This is a genomic window from uncultured Roseobacter sp. (genome assembly GCF_947495275.1).
In the GTDB taxonomy this organism is placed as follows: Bacteria; Pseudomonadota; Alphaproteobacteria; order Rhodobacterales; family Rhodobacteraceae; genus Roseobacter.
In genome coordinates, this window is sequence record NZ_CANLYL010000014.1 from 17,941 (window position 1) to 33,505 (window position 15,565).

General features: G+C 57.1%; 17 protein-coding genes. 7 read left to right on the forward strand and 10 right to left on the reverse strand.

Translation table 11 applies throughout. The annotated features are described in order from the left end of the window. Nucleotides 1–51: 51 nt before the first annotated feature. Entirely contained in the window at nt 52–927 is an 876-nt protein-coding gene (gene dapA, locus Q0802_RS20260; protein ID WP_298921650.1) for a 4-hydroxy-tetrahydrodipicolinate synthase, read from the reverse strand. 83 nt (nt 928–1,010) lie between these two features. Here dapA and Q0802_RS20265 point away from each other — a divergent pair, with 83 nt between their 5' ends. After that, the gene (locus Q0802_RS20265; RefSeq protein ID WP_298921651.1) at nt 1,011–3,029 is read left to right on the forward strand and encodes a lytic transglycosylase domain-containing protein; all 2,019 of its coding nucleotides are present in this window, start codon (nt 1,011–1,013) and stop codon (nt 3,027–3,029) included. Here Q0802_RS20265 and Q0802_RS20270 read toward each other — a convergent pair. Both Q0802_RS20270 and mnmD read right to left on the reverse strand, forming a co-directional pair. Beyond that, a complete protein-coding gene (locus Q0802_RS20270) occupies nt 2,994–3,863 on the reverse strand; it encodes a DMT family transporter (protein ID WP_298921652.1) in 870 nt (289 codons plus the stop codon). The genes Q0802_RS20265 and Q0802_RS20270 overlap by 36 nt on opposite strands. Continuing rightward, nucleotides 3,860–4,537 (reverse strand): tRNA (5-methylaminomethyl-2-thiouridine)(34)-methyltransferase MnmD, encoded by a 678-nt coding sequence (gene mnmD, locus Q0802_RS20275; protein WP_298921654.1) that lies wholly within the window; start codon nt 4,535–4,537, stop codon nt 3,860–3,862. Before mnmD ends, Q0802_RS20270 begins: the two co-directional genes overlap by 4 nt. A 64-nt stretch (nt 4,538–4,601) precedes the next feature. Between mnmD and Q0802_RS20280 the strand changes: the two genes are divergently transcribed. Then, nucleotides 4,602–5,633, forward strand: a complete 1,032-nt coding sequence (locus Q0802_RS20280) for an FAD-binding oxidoreductase (protein ID WP_298921655.1) — start codon at nt 4,602–4,604, stop codon at nt 5,631–5,633. Here Q0802_RS20280 and Q0802_RS20285 read toward each other — a convergent pair. After that, nucleotides 5,630–6,424, reverse strand: a complete 795-nt coding sequence (locus Q0802_RS20285) for an acyl dehydratase (RefSeq protein WP_298921656.1) — start codon at nt 6,422–6,424, stop codon at nt 5,630–5,632. The genes Q0802_RS20280 and Q0802_RS20285 overlap by 4 nt on opposite strands. 41 nt (nt 6,425–6,465) lie before the next feature. On the opposite strand from Q0802_RS20285, the gene Q0802_RS20290 reads away from it, so the two are divergent. Then, nucleotides 6,466–6,882, forward strand: coding sequence for a VOC family protein (locus tag Q0802_RS20290; protein ID WP_298921657.1), 417 nt, complete (start codon nt 6,466–6,468; stop codon nt 6,880–6,882). Here the strand turns inward: Q0802_RS20290 and Q0802_RS20295 are convergent. The 4 genes from Q0802_RS20295 to Q0802_RS20310 all read right to left on the reverse strand — a co-directional run bounded on the left by Q0802_RS20295 (nt 6,876) and on the right by Q0802_RS20310 (nt 10,048). Continuing rightward, nucleotides 6,876–7,421 (reverse strand): NAD(P)H-dependent oxidoreductase, encoded by a 546-nt coding sequence (locus Q0802_RS20295; protein ID WP_298921659.1) that lies wholly within the window; start codon nt 7,419–7,421, stop codon nt 6,876–6,878. The genes Q0802_RS20290 and Q0802_RS20295 overlap by 7 nt on opposite strands. 112 nt (nt 7,422–7,533) lie before the next feature. After that, nucleotides 7,534–8,199 carry an OmpA family protein gene (locus tag Q0802_RS20300; protein WP_298921660.1) on the reverse strand — a complete coding sequence of 222 codons (666 nt, stop codon included), beginning with the start codon at nt 8,197–8,199 and terminating at the stop codon, nt 7,534–7,536. Nucleotides 8,200–8,333: 134 nt separating this feature from the next. Continuing rightward, a complete protein-coding gene (locus tag Q0802_RS20305) occupies nt 8,334–9,200 on the reverse strand; it encodes a bifunctional helix-turn-helix domain-containing protein/methylated-DNA--[protein]-cysteine S-methyltransferase (RefSeq protein ID WP_298921662.1) in 867 nt (288 codons plus the stop codon). A 50-nt stretch (nt 9,201–9,250) separates the two neighbouring features. Further along, nucleotides 9,251–10,048 (reverse strand): Hint domain-containing protein, encoded by a 798-nt coding sequence (locus Q0802_RS20310; protein WP_298921664.1) that lies wholly within the window; start codon nt 10,046–10,048, stop codon nt 9,251–9,253. A gap of 147 nt (nt 10,049–10,195) precedes the next feature. Between Q0802_RS20310 and nth the strand changes: the two genes are divergently transcribed. From nth to Q0802_RS20325, 3 genes are read left to right on the forward strand one after another with little or no spacing between them, the layout of a single operon-like run. Then, nucleotides 10,196–10,840 carry an endonuclease III gene (gene nth / locus Q0802_RS20315; protein WP_298921755.1) on the forward strand — a complete coding sequence of 215 codons (645 nt, stop codon included), beginning with the start codon at nt 10,196–10,198 and terminating at the stop codon, nt 10,838–10,840. Further along, nucleotides 10,837–11,823, forward strand: coding sequence for an adenosine kinase (locus Q0802_RS20320; protein ID WP_298921665.1), 987 nt, complete (start codon nt 10,837–10,839; stop codon nt 11,821–11,823). The genes nth and Q0802_RS20320 overlap by 4 nt, the downstream gene beginning before the upstream one ends. Before the next feature lie 2 nt (nt 11,824–11,825). Beyond that, nucleotides 11,826–12,422, forward strand: a complete 597-nt coding sequence (locus Q0802_RS20325; protein ID WP_298921756.1) for a GNAT family N-acetyltransferase — start codon at nt 11,826–11,828, stop codon at nt 12,420–12,422. On the opposite strand, the gene Q0802_RS20330 is transcribed toward Q0802_RS20325, so the two are convergent. Continuing rightward, entirely contained in the window at nt 12,419–12,901 is a 483-nt protein-coding gene (locus Q0802_RS20330) for an RNA pyrophosphohydrolase (RefSeq protein WP_298921666.1), read from the reverse strand. The genes Q0802_RS20325 and Q0802_RS20330 overlap by 4 nt on opposite strands. Then, nucleotides 12,898–13,356, reverse strand: coding sequence for a GNAT family N-acetyltransferase (locus Q0802_RS20335; RefSeq protein WP_298921668.1), 459 nt, complete (start codon nt 13,354–13,356; stop codon nt 12,898–12,900). Before Q0802_RS20335 ends, Q0802_RS20330 begins: the two co-directional genes overlap by 4 nt. Nucleotides 13,357–13,460: 104 nt before the next feature. Here Q0802_RS20335 and Q0802_RS20340 point away from each other — a divergent pair, with 104 nt between their 5' ends. Then, complete coding sequence (locus Q0802_RS20340; RefSeq protein WP_298921669.1) at nt 13,461–15,488, forward strand: NADPH-dependent 2,4-dienoyl-CoA reductase; 2,028 nt, start codon at nt 13,461–13,463, stop codon at nt 15,486–15,488. The last annotated feature ends 77 nt before the right edge of the window (nt 15,489–15,565 follow it).

The window sequence follows — 15,565 nt, forward strand, 5'->3', positions numbered from 1 at the left end:
GTCTTTTTGCGCAATGAAAAGGGGGCGAGGTCCGACCTCGCCCCAAAGCCTCTAGTTTGTCAGGCCCGCATGGCGCAGACCGTCATCCACGAGACCGCGCGTCGCGTCAGACAGCCCGGTCAGCGGCAGGCGCACCTCGTCAGAGCATAGATCAAGGCGCGACATGGCGTATTTGACCCCAACCAAGCCGGGCTCGGTAAAGATCGCCTTGTGCAAGGGCATCAAACGGTCCTGAATACCCAAAGCCGTGGCATAATCGCCCGCAAGGCAGGCAGCCTGCATCTCGCTCAACATCTTGGGGGCGACATTGGCGGTAACGGAAATGCATCCCACCCCGCCCTGCGCGTTAAACCCATGCGCTGTGGCGTCTTCGCCGGAGAGTTGAATGAAGTCTGCACCGCAGGTTATCCGCTGATCGCTGACACGCGCCAGATCACCTGTGGCGTCTTTTACGCCGACAATGCGCGGCAGTTTCGCCAATTCACCCATGGTTTCCGGTGACATGTCCACAACGGATCGACCGGGAATATTGTAAATAATGATCGGAAGCTCACAGCAATCGTGCAAAGCCGTGAAATGCGCGATCAGACCGGACTGCGTCGGTTTGTTGTAATAGGGCGTGACAACCAGCACGGCATCCGCGCCGACCTTCTCTGCATGACGTGCCAGGCGCATGGCTTCTACCGTGTTATTTGAACCGGCGCCAGCAATGACCGGAATGCGCCCGGCCGCAGCCTTAACCACCTCTTCGACAACGATTTCGTGTTCGCGGTGGGTCAATGTCGGGCTTTCACCTGTGGTCCCGACCGGCACCAGACCGTTGCTGCCTTCACCGATGTGCCACTCGACCAATTTCTTAAGAGTCTCAAGATCCAGCTCGCCGTTCCTGAACGGCGTGACGAGGGCAGGCATTGAGCCTTTGAACATGTTCACGCTCCTTTTTCTGTTTTGGCCGGCAAATGGCCTGAGATTAACCACATTTCAGCATCATCGTGATTTGATACGTGACCATGACGCTGTATGTATCAGAGGCTCTAGCCCTCAAACGCTGGGAAATGCAAGTGATCAGACGCTGGCTGACGACACTGATTGTTATTTTTGTGACCGCTGTTCCCGCTTTGGCGGAACGGCCCAGACCACTTGCCTGGGCGATGGATGCCCTGCGCGATGGCGATTGGCAAAACGCTGCCAGAATAGCAGCCCGCGATGGTGAGGTCGCCGCTGATGTCATCGAATGGTCCCGACTGCGCGCCGGAAAAGGGACCTACGAGGAGGTAATAGCCTTCCTTGATCGACGCCCCGATTGGCCAGGCGAGCCATATTTGCGCAAACAGTCAGAACGCGTGGTGATATCGCAAAACGATTCTGCCGTACTTGCTTTCTTTGATGACGTTCCCGCCCAGACACCCGAAGGTGTGCTGCGTCATGCGGTTGCGCTGTCACGTACCGATGCCGACGAAAGGGCAAAAACACTTGTCATTGACGCCTGGACTTCAATGCCGATGGGCGGAACCGCACAAGCGTTGTTTTTGGCAAGTCATGAAACGCTGCTGAAAGATCACCACGCCGAACGTTTGGATGCGATGCTCTGGGCCGGAGCCTTCGAGAATGCACGCCGCCTTTATGATCTTGTCCCCGCCGCAGACGTCGCCGTCGCCAAGGCGCGCATTGCCCTTCGCAGCCGCGCGAAAGGTGTGGACACGCTGATCGCGCGCGTTCCAAAGAGCCACGCTTCAAATCCCGGCTTGCAGTACGAACGATTTGTCTGGCGGGCGCGAAAAGGCAGAACCGATGATGCGGAAGCCCTTTTGATTGCGACCTCCACCAGCGCCGCCGCTTTGGGCAATCCGGAAGCCTGGTCCAATCGTCGCCGGTCAATGGCACGCCAGGAGATGAGAGAGGGCAATGCGGAACGCGCTTATGAAATCGCCTCTCGTCACTTTTTGACCACCGGATCGAACTACGCCGATCTGGAATGGTTGTCCGGCTACATTGCACTTCGCAAACTGAACGAACCCGAGACGGCGCTGCAACACTTCAGAAATCATGGCGCTGCGGTACAGTCCCCTATCTCGAAAGGCCGTACGGGTTATTGGCAGGGGCGTGCACTCGAAGCGATGGGCGACGTTGCAGCAGCGGATCAGGCTTATGCCACCGCGGCGCAGTATCAGACCTCTTTCTACGGTCTTTTGGCAGCAGAGCGCGCAGATCTGCCCTTTGATGAAGCGTCCTTAGCTGCAGCAGAAAACCTGGATTGGCGCGATGCACCCCTCTCCAAGTCACCGGTTTTTGTCGCCGGTCTGTTGCTTCAAGCGTCCGGAGAACTCAATCTGGCAGAAAGATTCTGGACCCATCTTGCCGAGAGTCTGCAGTATGATGAGGCTGTCTTGCTGGCGGAAGCCGCCCTGGACATGGATCAACCTCATCTGGCAGTCATGATTGGAAAGCGAACGGCTCGGCGTGCCGTTGTAGTCCCCCGTGGATATTACGCGCTGCACCCCGTGGCACAGCAGACCTTACCAATGGCCCCTGAAATGGTTCTCGCGATTGCGCGGCGTGAAAGTGAGTTTGATCCCGGAGTGCAAAGTGGTGTGGGCGCGCGCGGATTGATGCAAATCATGCCGGCGACCGGTCGCGAAGTGGCTTCATTGCTTGGCCGGCAAAAGGGGCACAGCACGGAAAGGCTTATATCAGATCCTCGGTACAACGCGGAGTTGGGTGCTGCCTATCTGTCCAGATTGGCAGCGCGGTTTCGTGGTAATGTTGTGATGATGTCGGCAGGTTACAACGCCGGACCCAGCCGCCCTGATCGCTGGATGCTCAAATATGGTGATCCGCGTAAAGGCGAAATTGATATGGTCGACTGGATCGAACATATTCCGTTCCGCGAGACCCGAAACTACGTGATGAGGGTTACAGAAAGCCTTCCGATCTATCGTGCCAGGTTGGGTAAACCGGCCCTACCAGTACCTTTCAGCGAAGAACTGGCCGGATCAACCTTGCTGGCGTTCGCGCCAAAGGGTGAATAACCCGGCGGACACGATGACGATGGTGCCCAGTGCAACACTCAGGCGGATTGTTTCGCCAAAAACAACTACGCCAACTGACGCAGCAAAAACGAGCTGAAAGTAAGCAAATGGCTGCACCGCACTCGCTTCGGCAACTTCGTAGCAGCGGATCAAAAGCCAATGGCCGATCACTCCGGTCATGCAAAGTGTGGCCATCCAGACCCAATCCCCCGCGCTCATCGTCTCCCAGAACCAAACGCCAAGCAGAGTCATGGTGACCGCCCCGACCGTACCAGTCCAGAAAAAACTTGTCGCCGTACTGTCCTGCCGAGCAGCAAAACGGGTCAGCAGTGCATAGAGGGCGAACATTATCGCCGCTAACAATGGCACAACGGCAAGCGGATCAAAGACGGACATTCCAGGTTGCAGAATGATGGTGACACCCACAAATCCGACGCCGATTGCAGCCCAACGGCGCCATCCAACCCGTTCCCCCAACACAGGCCCGGAAAGTGCTGCGACCAGGAGGGGGTAACATGCAAAAACCGCATGACTCTCCACCAGACCCAAGAGCGTGAAACCCGAAACCATCACGCAAACCTCCAAAGCCAGCAAAATACCGCGAAACATCTGCAAGAGCGGTTGTCTGGTCTTTGCCGTCGCGATCACGCCACCGCGACCGCGGCTTGCAATCGTCACGACGAACGCCGCAAAGAACCAATATCGAACCATGACGACAAGATACACGTTGTACTCAGCCGCCAAATGTCGGGAGATTCCGTCCTGCAGTGCAAACACAATGGTTGTGAGCAGCATCAAAATCACGCCCAGACGGACGTTGTTTGTCTGCATCATGATTTGAGTCTGCCGACGGTCATATGCCTTTTGCGGCCAAATCCTTCGACACGCTGAACATCAAAACCGGCTTCGGACAAAGCCCGACGCACAAAGCCTGCGGCCGTGTACGTCGCGAATGTCCCTTCTTCTGCGGTGCAATTTGCAACTTGATGCAACAAGCTTTCTGACCAAAGCTCCGGGTTTTTAGCGGGTGAAAACCCATCTAAAAACCAGGCGTCCGCACGACCGCCCCAATTCTTCAACCTATCGCGGGCATCGCCGACGACGACATTCAAAGTGACGTCGCCTGCCACCTCGAAAACGCCCCCTGCCGTATTCCAGACATTGCAAAGGTCAGACGCCGACTCATGGAGCACCGGGAACAAATCTAACGCCTTGGCTATATCCTTCCCAGACAGCGGGAAAGCCTCGAAGCTGGTGAACCTGAACCGACCGCTGGCACCGGAATTGCGCCACTCCAACAACGTCGTCAAGAAATTCAGGCCCGTTCCAAAACCAAGCTCCGCAATGTGAAAACCATCACGGAAGCGGTTGGGCAACTGGTTCCCTCTCAAAAAAACATGGCGCGTTTCTTCCATCCCGTTTTGAAGGCTGAAATAAGGATCGTCATAACGGTCCGATACCGGTACACCGTCCTTGCTCCATGTTATTTCTGCGATCTGTTGCGACATGGATCAGCCCCGGTTTCATGGCACGAATTGATCGCGACACTGGTGGAGAGGATCGGTTTTGGCAATGGCTGACGTAACCGTGCACGGAGCCGGCATCCTGGGCCTTTCTGCGGCCTGGGCGTGCGTGAAAAAAGGTGCGCGCGTAAAGATCATCGACCCAAATGGCGCAGCGTCCGGAAGCAGCGGAGGCATTGTGGGTGCGCTTGCGCCGCATGTGCCGGAGAATTGGAATTCCAAAAAGGCCTTCCAGTTGGAAAGCTTGCTAATGGCCGAAACCTTTTGGCGCGAAGTCGAGGCAACTGGCGGTACTACGTCAGGCTATTCGCGCGCTGGAAGAATCCAACCCGTCATGGACGATGCTGCCCTTGATCTGGCTTTTAGACGCAGCGAAACCGCCAGAGAACTCTGGCAGGGGAAAGCCGATTGGACGGTTGAAAGATGTCCCAATGACATTTGGGCCCCTCTGACGCCAACGGGTTGGGCAATCCGCGATACTCTCAGCGCGCACCTGCACCCGCGCAAGGCCTGTCTGGCGTTGGTATCAGCACTCGCATCGAAGGGTGTGCCGATCGATCCGGATGGTGCCGAACAGGGTCAGGTTCTTTGGGCCACCGGGGTTGATGGGCTCAAGCGCCTCAGCGCGGAACACTCGCGCGCGGTTGGCAATGGTGTCAAAGGTCAGGCCGCGTTGTTGCAATTTGATGCGCGTTTCTCACCTCAGATCTTTGCAGAGTCCGTTCACATCGTTCCGCATCAGGACGGAACAGTAGCCATTGGTTCAACATCGGAACGCGAATATCTGGAGGGGGCTACAACAGATCAACAATTGGATAACGTCGTCGCGACGGCCTGTGCTGCAGTTCCAGCGTTGCAAGGCGCAACGGTCGTACAAAGATGGGCAGGCGTGCGTCCCCGAGCGCGCAGCCGAGCGCCAATGCTCGGGCATTGGCCCGGAAAGCCGGGTCACTTTATTGCCAACGGAGGTTTCAAAATCGGATTTGGCATGGCACCAAAGATCGCCCAGGTAATGGCCAATTTGATGCTCGATAACCGCAATGAGATACCCAAGGGGTTTGAAGTCAGCGCCTCGTTTTAGCAGATATGGGCTGTTGCGGTCATGCATTGCCGACCATCGGGTCCTCTCACCCAGAACGTCGGCCCTTGCTGGCAGAGCTCCGCTGTTTCCCAATGCATCAGCGCAGACGTGGCCCGAAACTCAAAAGCAGTAAGTTTGCCCAGACGACGCTCGGCCATCAGCATCAAAAGCTGGGCCAGCAACGGCCCATGCACGACTAATCCAGCATATCCCTCGACGTCCCGCGCATAATCCAGATCATAATGGATGCGGTGACCGTTAAACGTGAGCGCAGAGTAACGAAACAGCAACGTCGTATCGAAATTGAAGCGCTCGATATGTTCTTCATCGTGTCTTGCAGGTGTTGTCTCGGGCTTTGGTGCATCTGGACGCGGGTCTTCGCGATAGATCAAGCTCTGACGTTCTGTCACGCACAAGGCACCATCCTGGTAGAAATCATGGCGCAGCGTGACCAGACCTAACGGTCCAGTGCGTCCTGACTTGACATCGCTAGCTTCACAAATGGACCTGCGTTCTGCACTGCGACCAACCTTCAACGCGTGATGAAAAGTGATTTTGCCACCCGCCCACATACGCCGCGGCAACCCCAGATCGGGGATCAGCCCACCCGTTTTCGGGTGCCCGTCGCGGCCCAATCTTTCGGCGGGCTGCGGTTCCCAAAAATAGAGATGGTGGAAGAAAACTGGTAAGTCATCCCCTGTGACCAAACAAGGCGCCAAGCGCAGCGCAACCTGTAGCGCCCGCGCTCGGGCAGGATCCAGCAGATCGCTTTGACTAACGGGAGTGGCCATTGCATCCTTCATCGGTGACAGCCTTAGCAAGGAATGTAGCCGTGCAGCAATCCGAAATTCAATGCCGTGTCCGTGCCTTGGATCACCTTGTTCTGACCGTGAAAAGTATCCCCGAAACCGTGAGGTTCTACACCCAGGTTCTCGGCATGCGGGGCGAGCAATTCGAAGCTGCCGATGGGACGCTCCGTTGGGCGTTGCTCTTTGGTCAAAGCAAAATAAACCTGCACCAGAAGGGCCACGAATTCGAACCAAAAGCAGCGCATGCCCAGCCGGGAACCGTTGACGTCTGCTTTTTGACGGACGCACCAATAGAAGCGTGGACACGACATCTGACAACACATCAGATCGAACTTGAAGATGGCCCGGTGCGCAGGTCCGGTGCCAAGGGGCCAATCACATCGCTGTATCTGCGGGATCCGGACCAGAACCTGATCGAAGTTTCCGTACCCTGCTATTGACGATCAATTTCGGCGCGCAGGGCTTGCATCAGGGCCGTTAACTCGCGCACATGAACCTCTCCGGTCAAAGTTCCATTCTCATCAAACTGGTTGCTGCAATTTGCCAGATGAATTTCGGGGCCTTGCAGAATCCGGGGACGGAACGGAACCATAAACGCTCGCAAGACCATTTGCGCACGCTCACCACCCGCGCGGCCCGCAGAGGCTGACATGATCGCAACCGGCTTTGCGGTCCAGGGTTTCTCGGTAACGCGGCTTATCCAATCCAACGCGTTTTTCAGAACACCGGAGGGCCCCTTGTTGTATTCAGGCGTTGCGATCAGAACGGCATCCGCGGCCGCGATCTTTTTGGCCAAAACTTGGACGGCTTCGGGCACACCGGTCGCGGCTTCGTCATCTCCATCATAAAGTGGCAGGCGCAAGTTCCCGAGTTCAAAGTCGCAATTTCCAAACAGTCGCGCAGCCTCGCGCAACAGCAGCGTGTTTGTCGATCCCTTCCGCAATGAACCCGATAGTCCAAGTATCTTGTAAATTGCCATTTTTTCGTTCTTCCCCTGCTAACGTTCGATGTCACATCCTGATGCAGTGGCCCAAAAAAACAAGAGCCCCGGAAAATCTCCGAGGCTCTTTATGTCAATTCGGTACTGCCGATCAGGCGTTGGGCAGGATCACGATCTCAACGCGTCGGTTTTGGGCTTTGCCCTGTGGACTGAGGTTACTGGCGATGGGCTGGTTCTCACCTCGCCCAAAGGTTTGGATCCGCCCCCCGGAGACACCCGCATTCAACAACACGCTGCCTACGGCATTTGCCCGACGTTCAGAGAGTTGCTGGTTGTAGGCGGCATCGCCGTCGCTGTCAGTGTGACCAATAACCTGGATCGTGGAATCCGGATACTGCTGTAAATTTGCCGCCACTTTGTAAAGATCATTTTGCAGATCGGGGCGCACCGCAAAGCTGTCCGTGGCAAAGAGAATATCCTGAGGCAGGCTGACAATGAGCCTGTCGCCGGTATTCGTGATTGTCACGTCATCATTGCCAAGCTGATTGCGCAGGTCTGCTTCCTGTCTGTCGAGAGAATAGCCGATACCCGCGCCGATCGCGCTGCCGACGAGAGCGCCGACGACAGCGCCGTCACCGCGATTACCGTCGCCTTTGGACAACGCGCCAAGCACTGCCCCGGCGCCCGCGCCGATCAAGGCCCCCTTTTGGGCCTTAGGGTTGCTCGAGTTATTGCCAAATTGGTTGGGATCGGTGCAAGCGGTCAGAACCAGCGCGCCCGAAAGCGCAAGGATAATTGGGGATTTTACGAATGTCATAATGTACTGCCTTCGATTGTTACGGCCCCGTTCGGGCAGGGCGTCTTGGTGTGAACGCAGTATATATGGCGAGCGTTCCACAACAAACCAAGGGGAATTATCGGTCGGCAACAACCCGCCACCGCCAAAACCGATCAACTTTCCGCGTGCACCGCCTCATACGCGAGCATGGCGCGTTTCATTGGCAAGCCCCAATGATAGCCACCCAGGCCACCTGATTTACGAAGCGCGCGGTGACAGGGGATCAGCCAGCTGATCGGATTTCGTCCGACAGCGGTACCAACTGCACGCACGGCACGGGGGTGCCCTATGGATTGTGCAATTTCCGAATAGGTTGTGACCTGGCCAGACGGAATGCTGAGAAGCGCCTCCCAGACCTTGATCTGAAAGGGCGCACCGATCAGGAACAACGGCGCGGTGTCCAAAGCGCCATCACCGGCCCCAAAGGCTTGCAGAACCCAGGGGCGCAGCGTCATGGGGTCTTCGACAAATTCGGCTTTGGGCCAGCGGCTCAACAAGTCTTGCAAAGCCGCAGCCTCACCCATTTCCGCGGCAAACCCCATGCCGCAAATGCCTTTTTGCGTGCCCATGACAATTGCCGGACCAAATGGGCTTTCAAACCAGCCCCAAAAAATCACTAGCCCCTGACCGCCGCGGGCAAATTCACCCGGGCTCATGGCTTCCCAGCGAACAAACAGATCGTGCAGCCGCCCACTGCCCGATAGCCCCAAAGCATGCGAAGCGTCGAGGGTGGTGAACCGATCCCGCAAAAGGGTCTTGGCATGCCCGAGTGTCAGATACTGTTGATACCGTTTCGGCGACACCCCTACCCACCTCGAAAAGAGCCTTTGGAAATGAGCCGCGCTCATCCCCATTTTTGCGGCAATTTCATCAAGCGATAGGGGATCCTCGGACTGATCAATGAGGTCGATTGCGCGGCGCACCACGTGATAATGATAGGTCGCCTCGGAATCGTCGGGGATGATTTGATGCTGTGTCATGCATCATTTCTAGTAAAACTTCGCAGGGCACGCGACCCGAAAGCTGCGGATTAAGCGCTTCGCTTCTGCCTGACAAATCGAAACATCGGTCGGCGAATTTGTTGGGGCTCGATAAGCAGCTTGGCTTCCTCGCGCGTCACACATGGGCGCGCGGTGTTTTGGTTGAAAGACGACGCCCCCACAGCTTTTCGCAGGGCAAACTGATCGCGCGTCGGCAACGCCGTCAGACTTTCGCACCCCGGCAAGACCGTTTCACTCCACACACCCTGCGCAAGGATGACCTGATGACGGGCACAGGCGAGATGGGTCACCTTATAGTCCTGGCTCGTTTCGACGTAATGCGCATGACCTGAATCAAGCCACGCATTCGCAGGAACCAAAACTTCATTGGCGAAAAACAACGCGTCCGCCGCTACCGACGCAACCAATAGGCGATGATCGCGGTGAACAAAGAGATCATGGGTTGGCTGATTTGAACCGAGCGATCCCGCTGGAATGCAGATTGGGCGATCATCCGGGTATTCGACGAAATAACCGACCGGCAGACGTGAACGGCAAACCCATGAAATAGGTTGATAGCCGTGGTCACGTGTCAAAACCTTGTCAGATGTGTCCAACCATTCCACGGGCAATTCCCCGTTTTCCGTCTGGACCATGGTGCCAGGCCCAAAACCGGGGACATTTACAACCGACTTTTGGGTGCTTGAAGATCGAATATCACCCTCTTCGGCTTCAAACCGCTCCTGATCGACCGCTTGATCACAGGTGACCTCAGATGTGAATGCGCGCGCGTTCGGGTTGGATGCCGGGGCATCTGACGTAGTGCCGGAAAACGAACTTGGTGACATGGCGATCTGCTCCATCGAAGGATACGGCAGAGGGTGACAGAAGTTGGTAAAGATTCCGCTGCAAATTCCTTCAATATTTTTCATGGATTTTACGGATCGGGCGCGGTTGGTCTTGCCCCTTGCGACGATTCCTCTCATACCGGCGCAATGGCAAAACAACTTGGATATCATACGATCCGCGAGATTTTTACGCGTTTTCAGGAAGCGGACCCCGAGCCGAAGGGTGAGTTGGAACATGTGAATGTCTACACTCTGGTCGTGGCGGTTGCCCTGAGCGCGCAAGCGACGGATGCTGGCGTGAATAAGGCAACCCGCACGCTTTTCCAGATCGCCGACACGCCGCAAAAGATGCTGGATCTCGGGATTGTGGCGCTGACAGAGCACATCAAGACGATTGGTCTGTTTCGCCAGAAAGCGAAAAACGTCATCAAGCTCAGCGAAATTCTGGTGCGTGACTATGGCGGCGAAGTGCCCAACAGTCGCGCGGCCCTTCAGGGCTTGCCCGGCGTGGGGCGCAAGACGGCAAATGTCGTTTTGAACATGTGGTGGCAACAGCCAACTCAGGCCGTTGATACCCATATCTTCCGGCTCGGCAACCGCACGGGTATCGCGCCCGGCAAAACCGTTGAAGCGGTCGAACGCGCCATCGAAGACAATATCCCCGCGGATTTTCAACTCCACGCCCATCACTGGATGATTCTGCACGGTCGGTATCACTGCAAGGCGCGCAAACCGATGTGCCCGACCTGCATCATCCGGGATCTCTGCCCATTTGAGGACAAAACCATATGAAAACCTACGAAGTCGTTGGCATCGGGAACGCTGTTGTCGATGTGATCACCCATGCAGATGACAGTTTTCTGGGTCACATGGGAATCGAGAAAGGCATCATGCAACTCGTGGATCAGGAGCGCTCCGAAGTGCTTTTTGCGTCTATGAATGATCGCCTGCAAACACCCGGCGGCGCTGTGGCGAACACGGTGGCGGGTGTAGGCTCGCTGGGCCTGCAAACCGCCTTCATCGGACGGGTGCGCGATGACGCCTTGGGGCAGTTCTATGCCAGCGCCATGACCGACAATGGCATTGATTTTGTAAACCCGCCCGTCACGAACGGCGAAACGCCTACCTCGCGCTGCATGATCTTTGTCACCCCGGATGGGGAACGCTCGCTCAATACCTACCTTGGTATCTCGACGGGGCTGACATCCGATGATGTGCCGCAGACCGTGTCAGGCAATGCCAAAATCATGTTTCTCGAAGGGTATCTCTTTGACCATGACGCTGGTAAAACTGCTTTCCGTGAGGCTGCACGCGCCACCAAGGCCGGCAACGGGATCGCAGGCATCGCCATCTCTGACCCTTTCTGCGTGGAACGCCACCGGGACGATTTCCTGTCGCTGATCAAACATGATCTGGATTACGTGATCGGCAATGAACATGAGATCAAATCGCTCTTTGAGACGGATCTCGAAACCGCGCTTGAGAAAACCGCTGAAATCTGTCCTTTGGTCGTCTGCACCCGTTCCGGGGACGGTGTGACGGTTCTGTCAAATGGGACACGTGTCGATGTTCCGGTTCAGGAAGTCACCCCTGTCGATGCCACCGGCGCGGGCGATCAGTTCGCAGCCGGATTCCTTTACGGCCTTGCAACGGGTCGTGATATGGAAACCTGTGCGCGCATGGGCAACCTTTGTGCTGCGGAAGTCATCAGCCACGTTGGACCCCGGCCACAGATCGACATGATGGAGGTCTTCCGCGAGCAAGGTCTGGTTTGATCGTGCTTGAAAACGGGTTGCACGATATTCCTCCGGGCAAGATCGCAATGATCGTGACCTATCTGGAAATGATCACCAAACCGGTGACGAAGGATGTACCCCTGCCACAGGGCGTGTCCTTTCGAAGGGTTCAGGCGGATGCCGCCTGGTATCGCGATATCTTTACCCGGGTCGGCGCATTGGATTGGCTGTGGTATGGGCGTCTGCGACTGAACGATGCCGCGCTGCAGAAGATTCTCGGCAATTCGAAAGTTGAAATCTTCACGCTGAGCCTAGACGGGCAGGATGAGGCCTTGTTGGAGCTGGATTTCCGCGAGGACGGTTCTTGCGAATTGGCATATTTCGGCCTGACCTCGCGGCTGATCAGAACAGGCTCGGGGCGGTATCTTATGAACCAAGCCATTTCGCGGGCATGGGAGAAACCGATAGAGCGCATGCATGTCCACACCTGCACCATCGACAGCCCCCAGGCCTTGGGGTTTTACCGGCGCAGCGGTTTCAAGCCCATCAGGCAGGCGGTCGAGATCGACGATGATCCGCGCATCCTCGGCCTGCTTCCGGAAAGCGCCGCCCCTAATGTGCCGGTGCTGCGGAGCTAGATCAAATCGTCGAACTCAGCCATGACGGCGGCGTAGACATCCCGCTTGAAAGGCACGATGTTATCCACCAGATCGCGCGCCGGGAGCCACCGCCATTCCGAGAATTCCGGGTGTTCTGTCGCGATATTGATCTGGTCATCGCTGCCATTGAAACGCATCAGAAACCACTTTTGCTCCTGTCCGCGATACTTGCCCTTCCAGAGCTTTTCCACCAGATCATACGGCAATTCATAGGGTAGCCACTGTTGGCTTTCGGCCACCACCTGTACCAGATCAGAGGTTACGCCGGTTTCTTCCCAAAGCTCCCGAAAGGCGGCTGTCTGTGCCGCCTCACCCTTGTCGATCCCGCCTTGCGGCATTTGCCAGGCGGCAACGCTGCTGTCGCGACGTTGGCCAACAAAAACCTCTCCGCGGCTGTTGGTCAGCATGATGCCCACACAGGGGCGATAGGGCAGCTTCGAGATTTCTTCGGGTGTCATGTAAGCCTCTTTTCCATCTTGGCCCGCGTCAACATCTGTCCATCACGCACAACCGTTTCGTGATGGATAACCAAAAACCCCATGGCCTGAAAAGCGGGTTCTGCCATAAGACTGGCGTGGGTCCAGAGTATTGGTTCGCTGTGATCTCTGGCCCACCCTTCAACCCGGGTGTAGAGCTGGCGGAAAATACCGCTGCCTTGATGGTCTGGGTGAACAAAGGCGAGATTGATATATCCCCCCTCTTGAACCGACATAAAGCCACCGGGGCGGCCACCCCGTTCCACGACAGCGACGTTCATTGCAGATAGTTGATCCCGCCATGCCTGCCCGGCAGGTGGTTCGGGCAACCAAGCCGCACGTTGCGCCTCCGAATAGAGGCTCGGACCTTCGCGCACGGCGGCAAAGAAAACCTGTGCCAGCTCCGCAGCATCGGAGGGTTTTGCCCACCTCAACATTCTCGCTGTCCTCTTCATGGCGCGCGATGTGACGCGGCGTTCGACGTGACATCAGATATGTGAAAATGTGATCTCGGGGCAACCAAAACCGGGAAGGGTTCCACATGACCGACTATCCGCATCTTCTGGCGCCGCTCGATCTGGGCTTCACCACCTTGAAAAACCGCGTCCTGATGGGATCGATGCACACCGGGCTGGAAGAAACCAAAGATTGGAATCGGGTGGCGGAATTCTATGCAGCACGTGCGCGCGGCGAAGTGGGCCTGATGGTCACAGGCGGCATTGGCCCCAACCTCGAAGGTTCGGTGCTGCCGGGAGCCGCCATGATGGTCGGCCAGGAAGATGTGGACAACCACAGTGTGATCACCAAGAGGGTCCACGACGCGGGCGGCAAGATCGCCATGCAGATTTTGCACGCAGGCCGCTATGCCTATGGACCGAAATGCGTGGCCCCTTCGGCCGTGAAATCGCCGATTTCCCCGTTCCCGCCAGCAGCTTTGGACGATGAAGGCATCGAAAAGCAAATCGGCGACATCGTTGCCTGCGCCCAACGGGCTCAACAGGCTGGGTATGATGGTGTCGAAATCATGGGATCGGAGGGATATTTCCTAAATCAGTTTCTGGTCACCCATACCAACAAACGCGACGACGACTGGGGCGGGTCTTACGAGAACCGCATGCGCCTGCCCATTGAGGTTGTGCGCCGCGCGCGCGAAGCCGTGGGCACTGATTTCATCATCATCTACCGGCTGTCGATGATTGATCTGGTGCCCAACGGGTCTACCCACGAAGAGGTTGTGCAACTGGCGCAGGAGATTGAGAAAGCGGGCGCCACGATCATCAACACCGGCATCGGCTGGCATGAAGCGCGCATTCCGACCATTGCCACATCCGTTCCCCGCGCCGCCTTTGCCTGGGTGACCAAGAAATTGATGGGCAAGGTGAGCATTCCTGTGATCACCTCGAACCGGATCAACACACCCGAGGTCGCCGAGGATGTGCTGGCGACGGGCTGTGCGGATATGGTTTCCATGGCGCGACCCATGTTGGCGGATGCGGATTTCGTCACCAAGGCGATGACCGGCAAATCGTCCCAGATCGCGCCCTGCATCGCCTGCAATCAAGCCTGTCTGGATCACACCTTCAGCGGCAAAATCTCCAGCTGTCTGGTCAACCCGCAAGCCTGCTATGAGACGGAGTTGCTGATCACGCCCGCGCAGACCCAAAAATCCATCGCCATCGTCGGGGCCGGTCCGGCGGGGCTGTCCACGGCAATGACAGCCGCTGGGCGCGGGCATCAGGTCACGCTTTTTGATCGCGCGTCCGAGATTGGCGGCCAGTTGAACATGGCCAAACAGGTTCCGGGCAAAGAAGAGTTCTGGGGGCTTGTGGACTGGTATCGCGCCATGATTGCGGAACTGGGAATTACCGTAGAGCTTGGGCGCGAGGTCAGCGCCGATGATCTGCAGGGCTTTGACGAGGTGATTATCGCGACAGGTGTGGTGCCGCGCGACCCTGAAATCCCCGGACAGGATGCGGCGCATGTGGTCAATTACATCGATGTCCTGCGGGGTAAGGTCACCGTTGGTCCGCGCGTAGCCATTATCGGCGCCGGGGGGATTGGTTTCGATGTTGCCGAGTTTCTGGTGCATGAAGGGATCAGCCCCACTGAAAGCCTGCCGGACTGGATGCGCGAATGGGGTGTCGCGGACCCGGCAGCGCATCGCTCGGGCCTTGCGCCCGAAGGCCCGCAGCCTGAACCGCCCGCCAGACAGGTCACCTTGCTGCAGCGCAAGGCTGAGAAACCAGGAAGGCGATTGGGTAAGACAACCGGCTGGATCCACCGCGCCGCGCTTGCCATGAAAGACGTCAAGATGATCGGTGGTGTGAATTACGAGCGGATCGAGGCGGGTGGCATTGTGGTGTCGCACGGCGAAGCGCGCGAGAATCCCACCCTGATTGATGCGGACACCATTGTGCTTTGTGCGGGGCAACTCTCGGATCGGAGCCTCGCCGATGCTCTGGAAACCCGGGGCGCCAAATGCCATGTCATCGGGGGTGCAGACGTCGCAACGGAACTGGATGCCAAACGCGCGATCAACCAGGGCACACGCCTTGCCGCAGAGCTCTAAGGTTCCCCCGAAACCGGATCACCAGCGCCCGTGACATGCCCGGCACCTGGCGGATTGACACGGGCGATCGGATTGGA

Coding starts and splice junctions, on each gene's coding strand:
- dapA (WP_298921650.1), bottom strand. CDS start 927: ATGTTCAAAGGCTCAATGCCTGCCCTCGTCACGCCGTTCAGGAACGGC.
- Q0802_RS20265 (WP_298921651.1), top strand. CDS start 1,011: ATGACGCTGTATGTATCAGAGGCTCTAGCCCTCAAACGCTGGGAAATG.
- Q0802_RS20270 (WP_298921652.1), bottom strand. CDS start 3,863: ATGATGCAGACAAACAACGTCCGTCTGGGCGTGATTTTGATGCTGCTC.
- mnmD (WP_298921654.1), bottom strand. CDS start 4,537: ATGTCGCAACAGATCGCAGAAATAACATGGAGCAAGGACGGTGTACCG.
- Q0802_RS20280 (WP_298921655.1), top strand. CDS start 4,602: ATGGCTGACGTAACCGTGCACGGAGCCGGCATCCTGGGCCTTTCTGCG.
- Q0802_RS20285 (WP_298921656.1), bottom strand. CDS start 6,424: ATGGCCACTCCCGTTAGTCAAAGCGATCTGCTGGATCCTGCCCGAGCG.
- Q0802_RS20295 (WP_298921659.1), bottom strand. CDS start 7,421: ATGGCAATTTACAAGATACTTGGACTATCGGGTTCATTGCGGAAGGGA.
- Q0802_RS20300 (WP_298921660.1), bottom strand. CDS start 8,199: ATGACATTCGTAAAATCCCCAATTATCCTTGCGCTTTCGGGCGCGCTG.
- Q0802_RS20305 (WP_298921662.1), bottom strand. CDS start 9,200: ATGACACAGCATCAAATCATCCCCGACGATTCCGAGGCGACCTATCAT.
- Q0802_RS20310 (WP_298921664.1), bottom strand. CDS start 10,048: ATGTCACCAAGTTCGTTTTCCGGCACTACGTCAGATGCCCCGGCATCC.
- nth (WP_298921755.1), top strand. CDS start 10,196: ATGGCAAAACAACTTGGATATCATACGATCCGCGAGATTTTTACGCGT.
- Q0802_RS20320 (WP_298921665.1), top strand. CDS start 10,837: ATGAAAACCTACGAAGTCGTTGGCATCGGGAACGCTGTTGTCGATGTG.
- Q0802_RS20330 (WP_298921666.1), bottom strand. CDS start 12,901: ATGACACCCGAAGAAATCTCGAAGCTGCCCTATCGCCCCTGTGTGGGC.
- Q0802_RS20335 (WP_298921668.1), bottom strand. CDS start 13,356: ATGTTGAGGTGGGCAAAACCCTCCGATGCTGCGGAGCTGGCACAGGTT.
- Q0802_RS20340 (WP_298921669.1), top strand. CDS start 13,461: ATGACCGACTATCCGCATCTTCTGGCGCCGCTCGATCTGGGCTTCACC.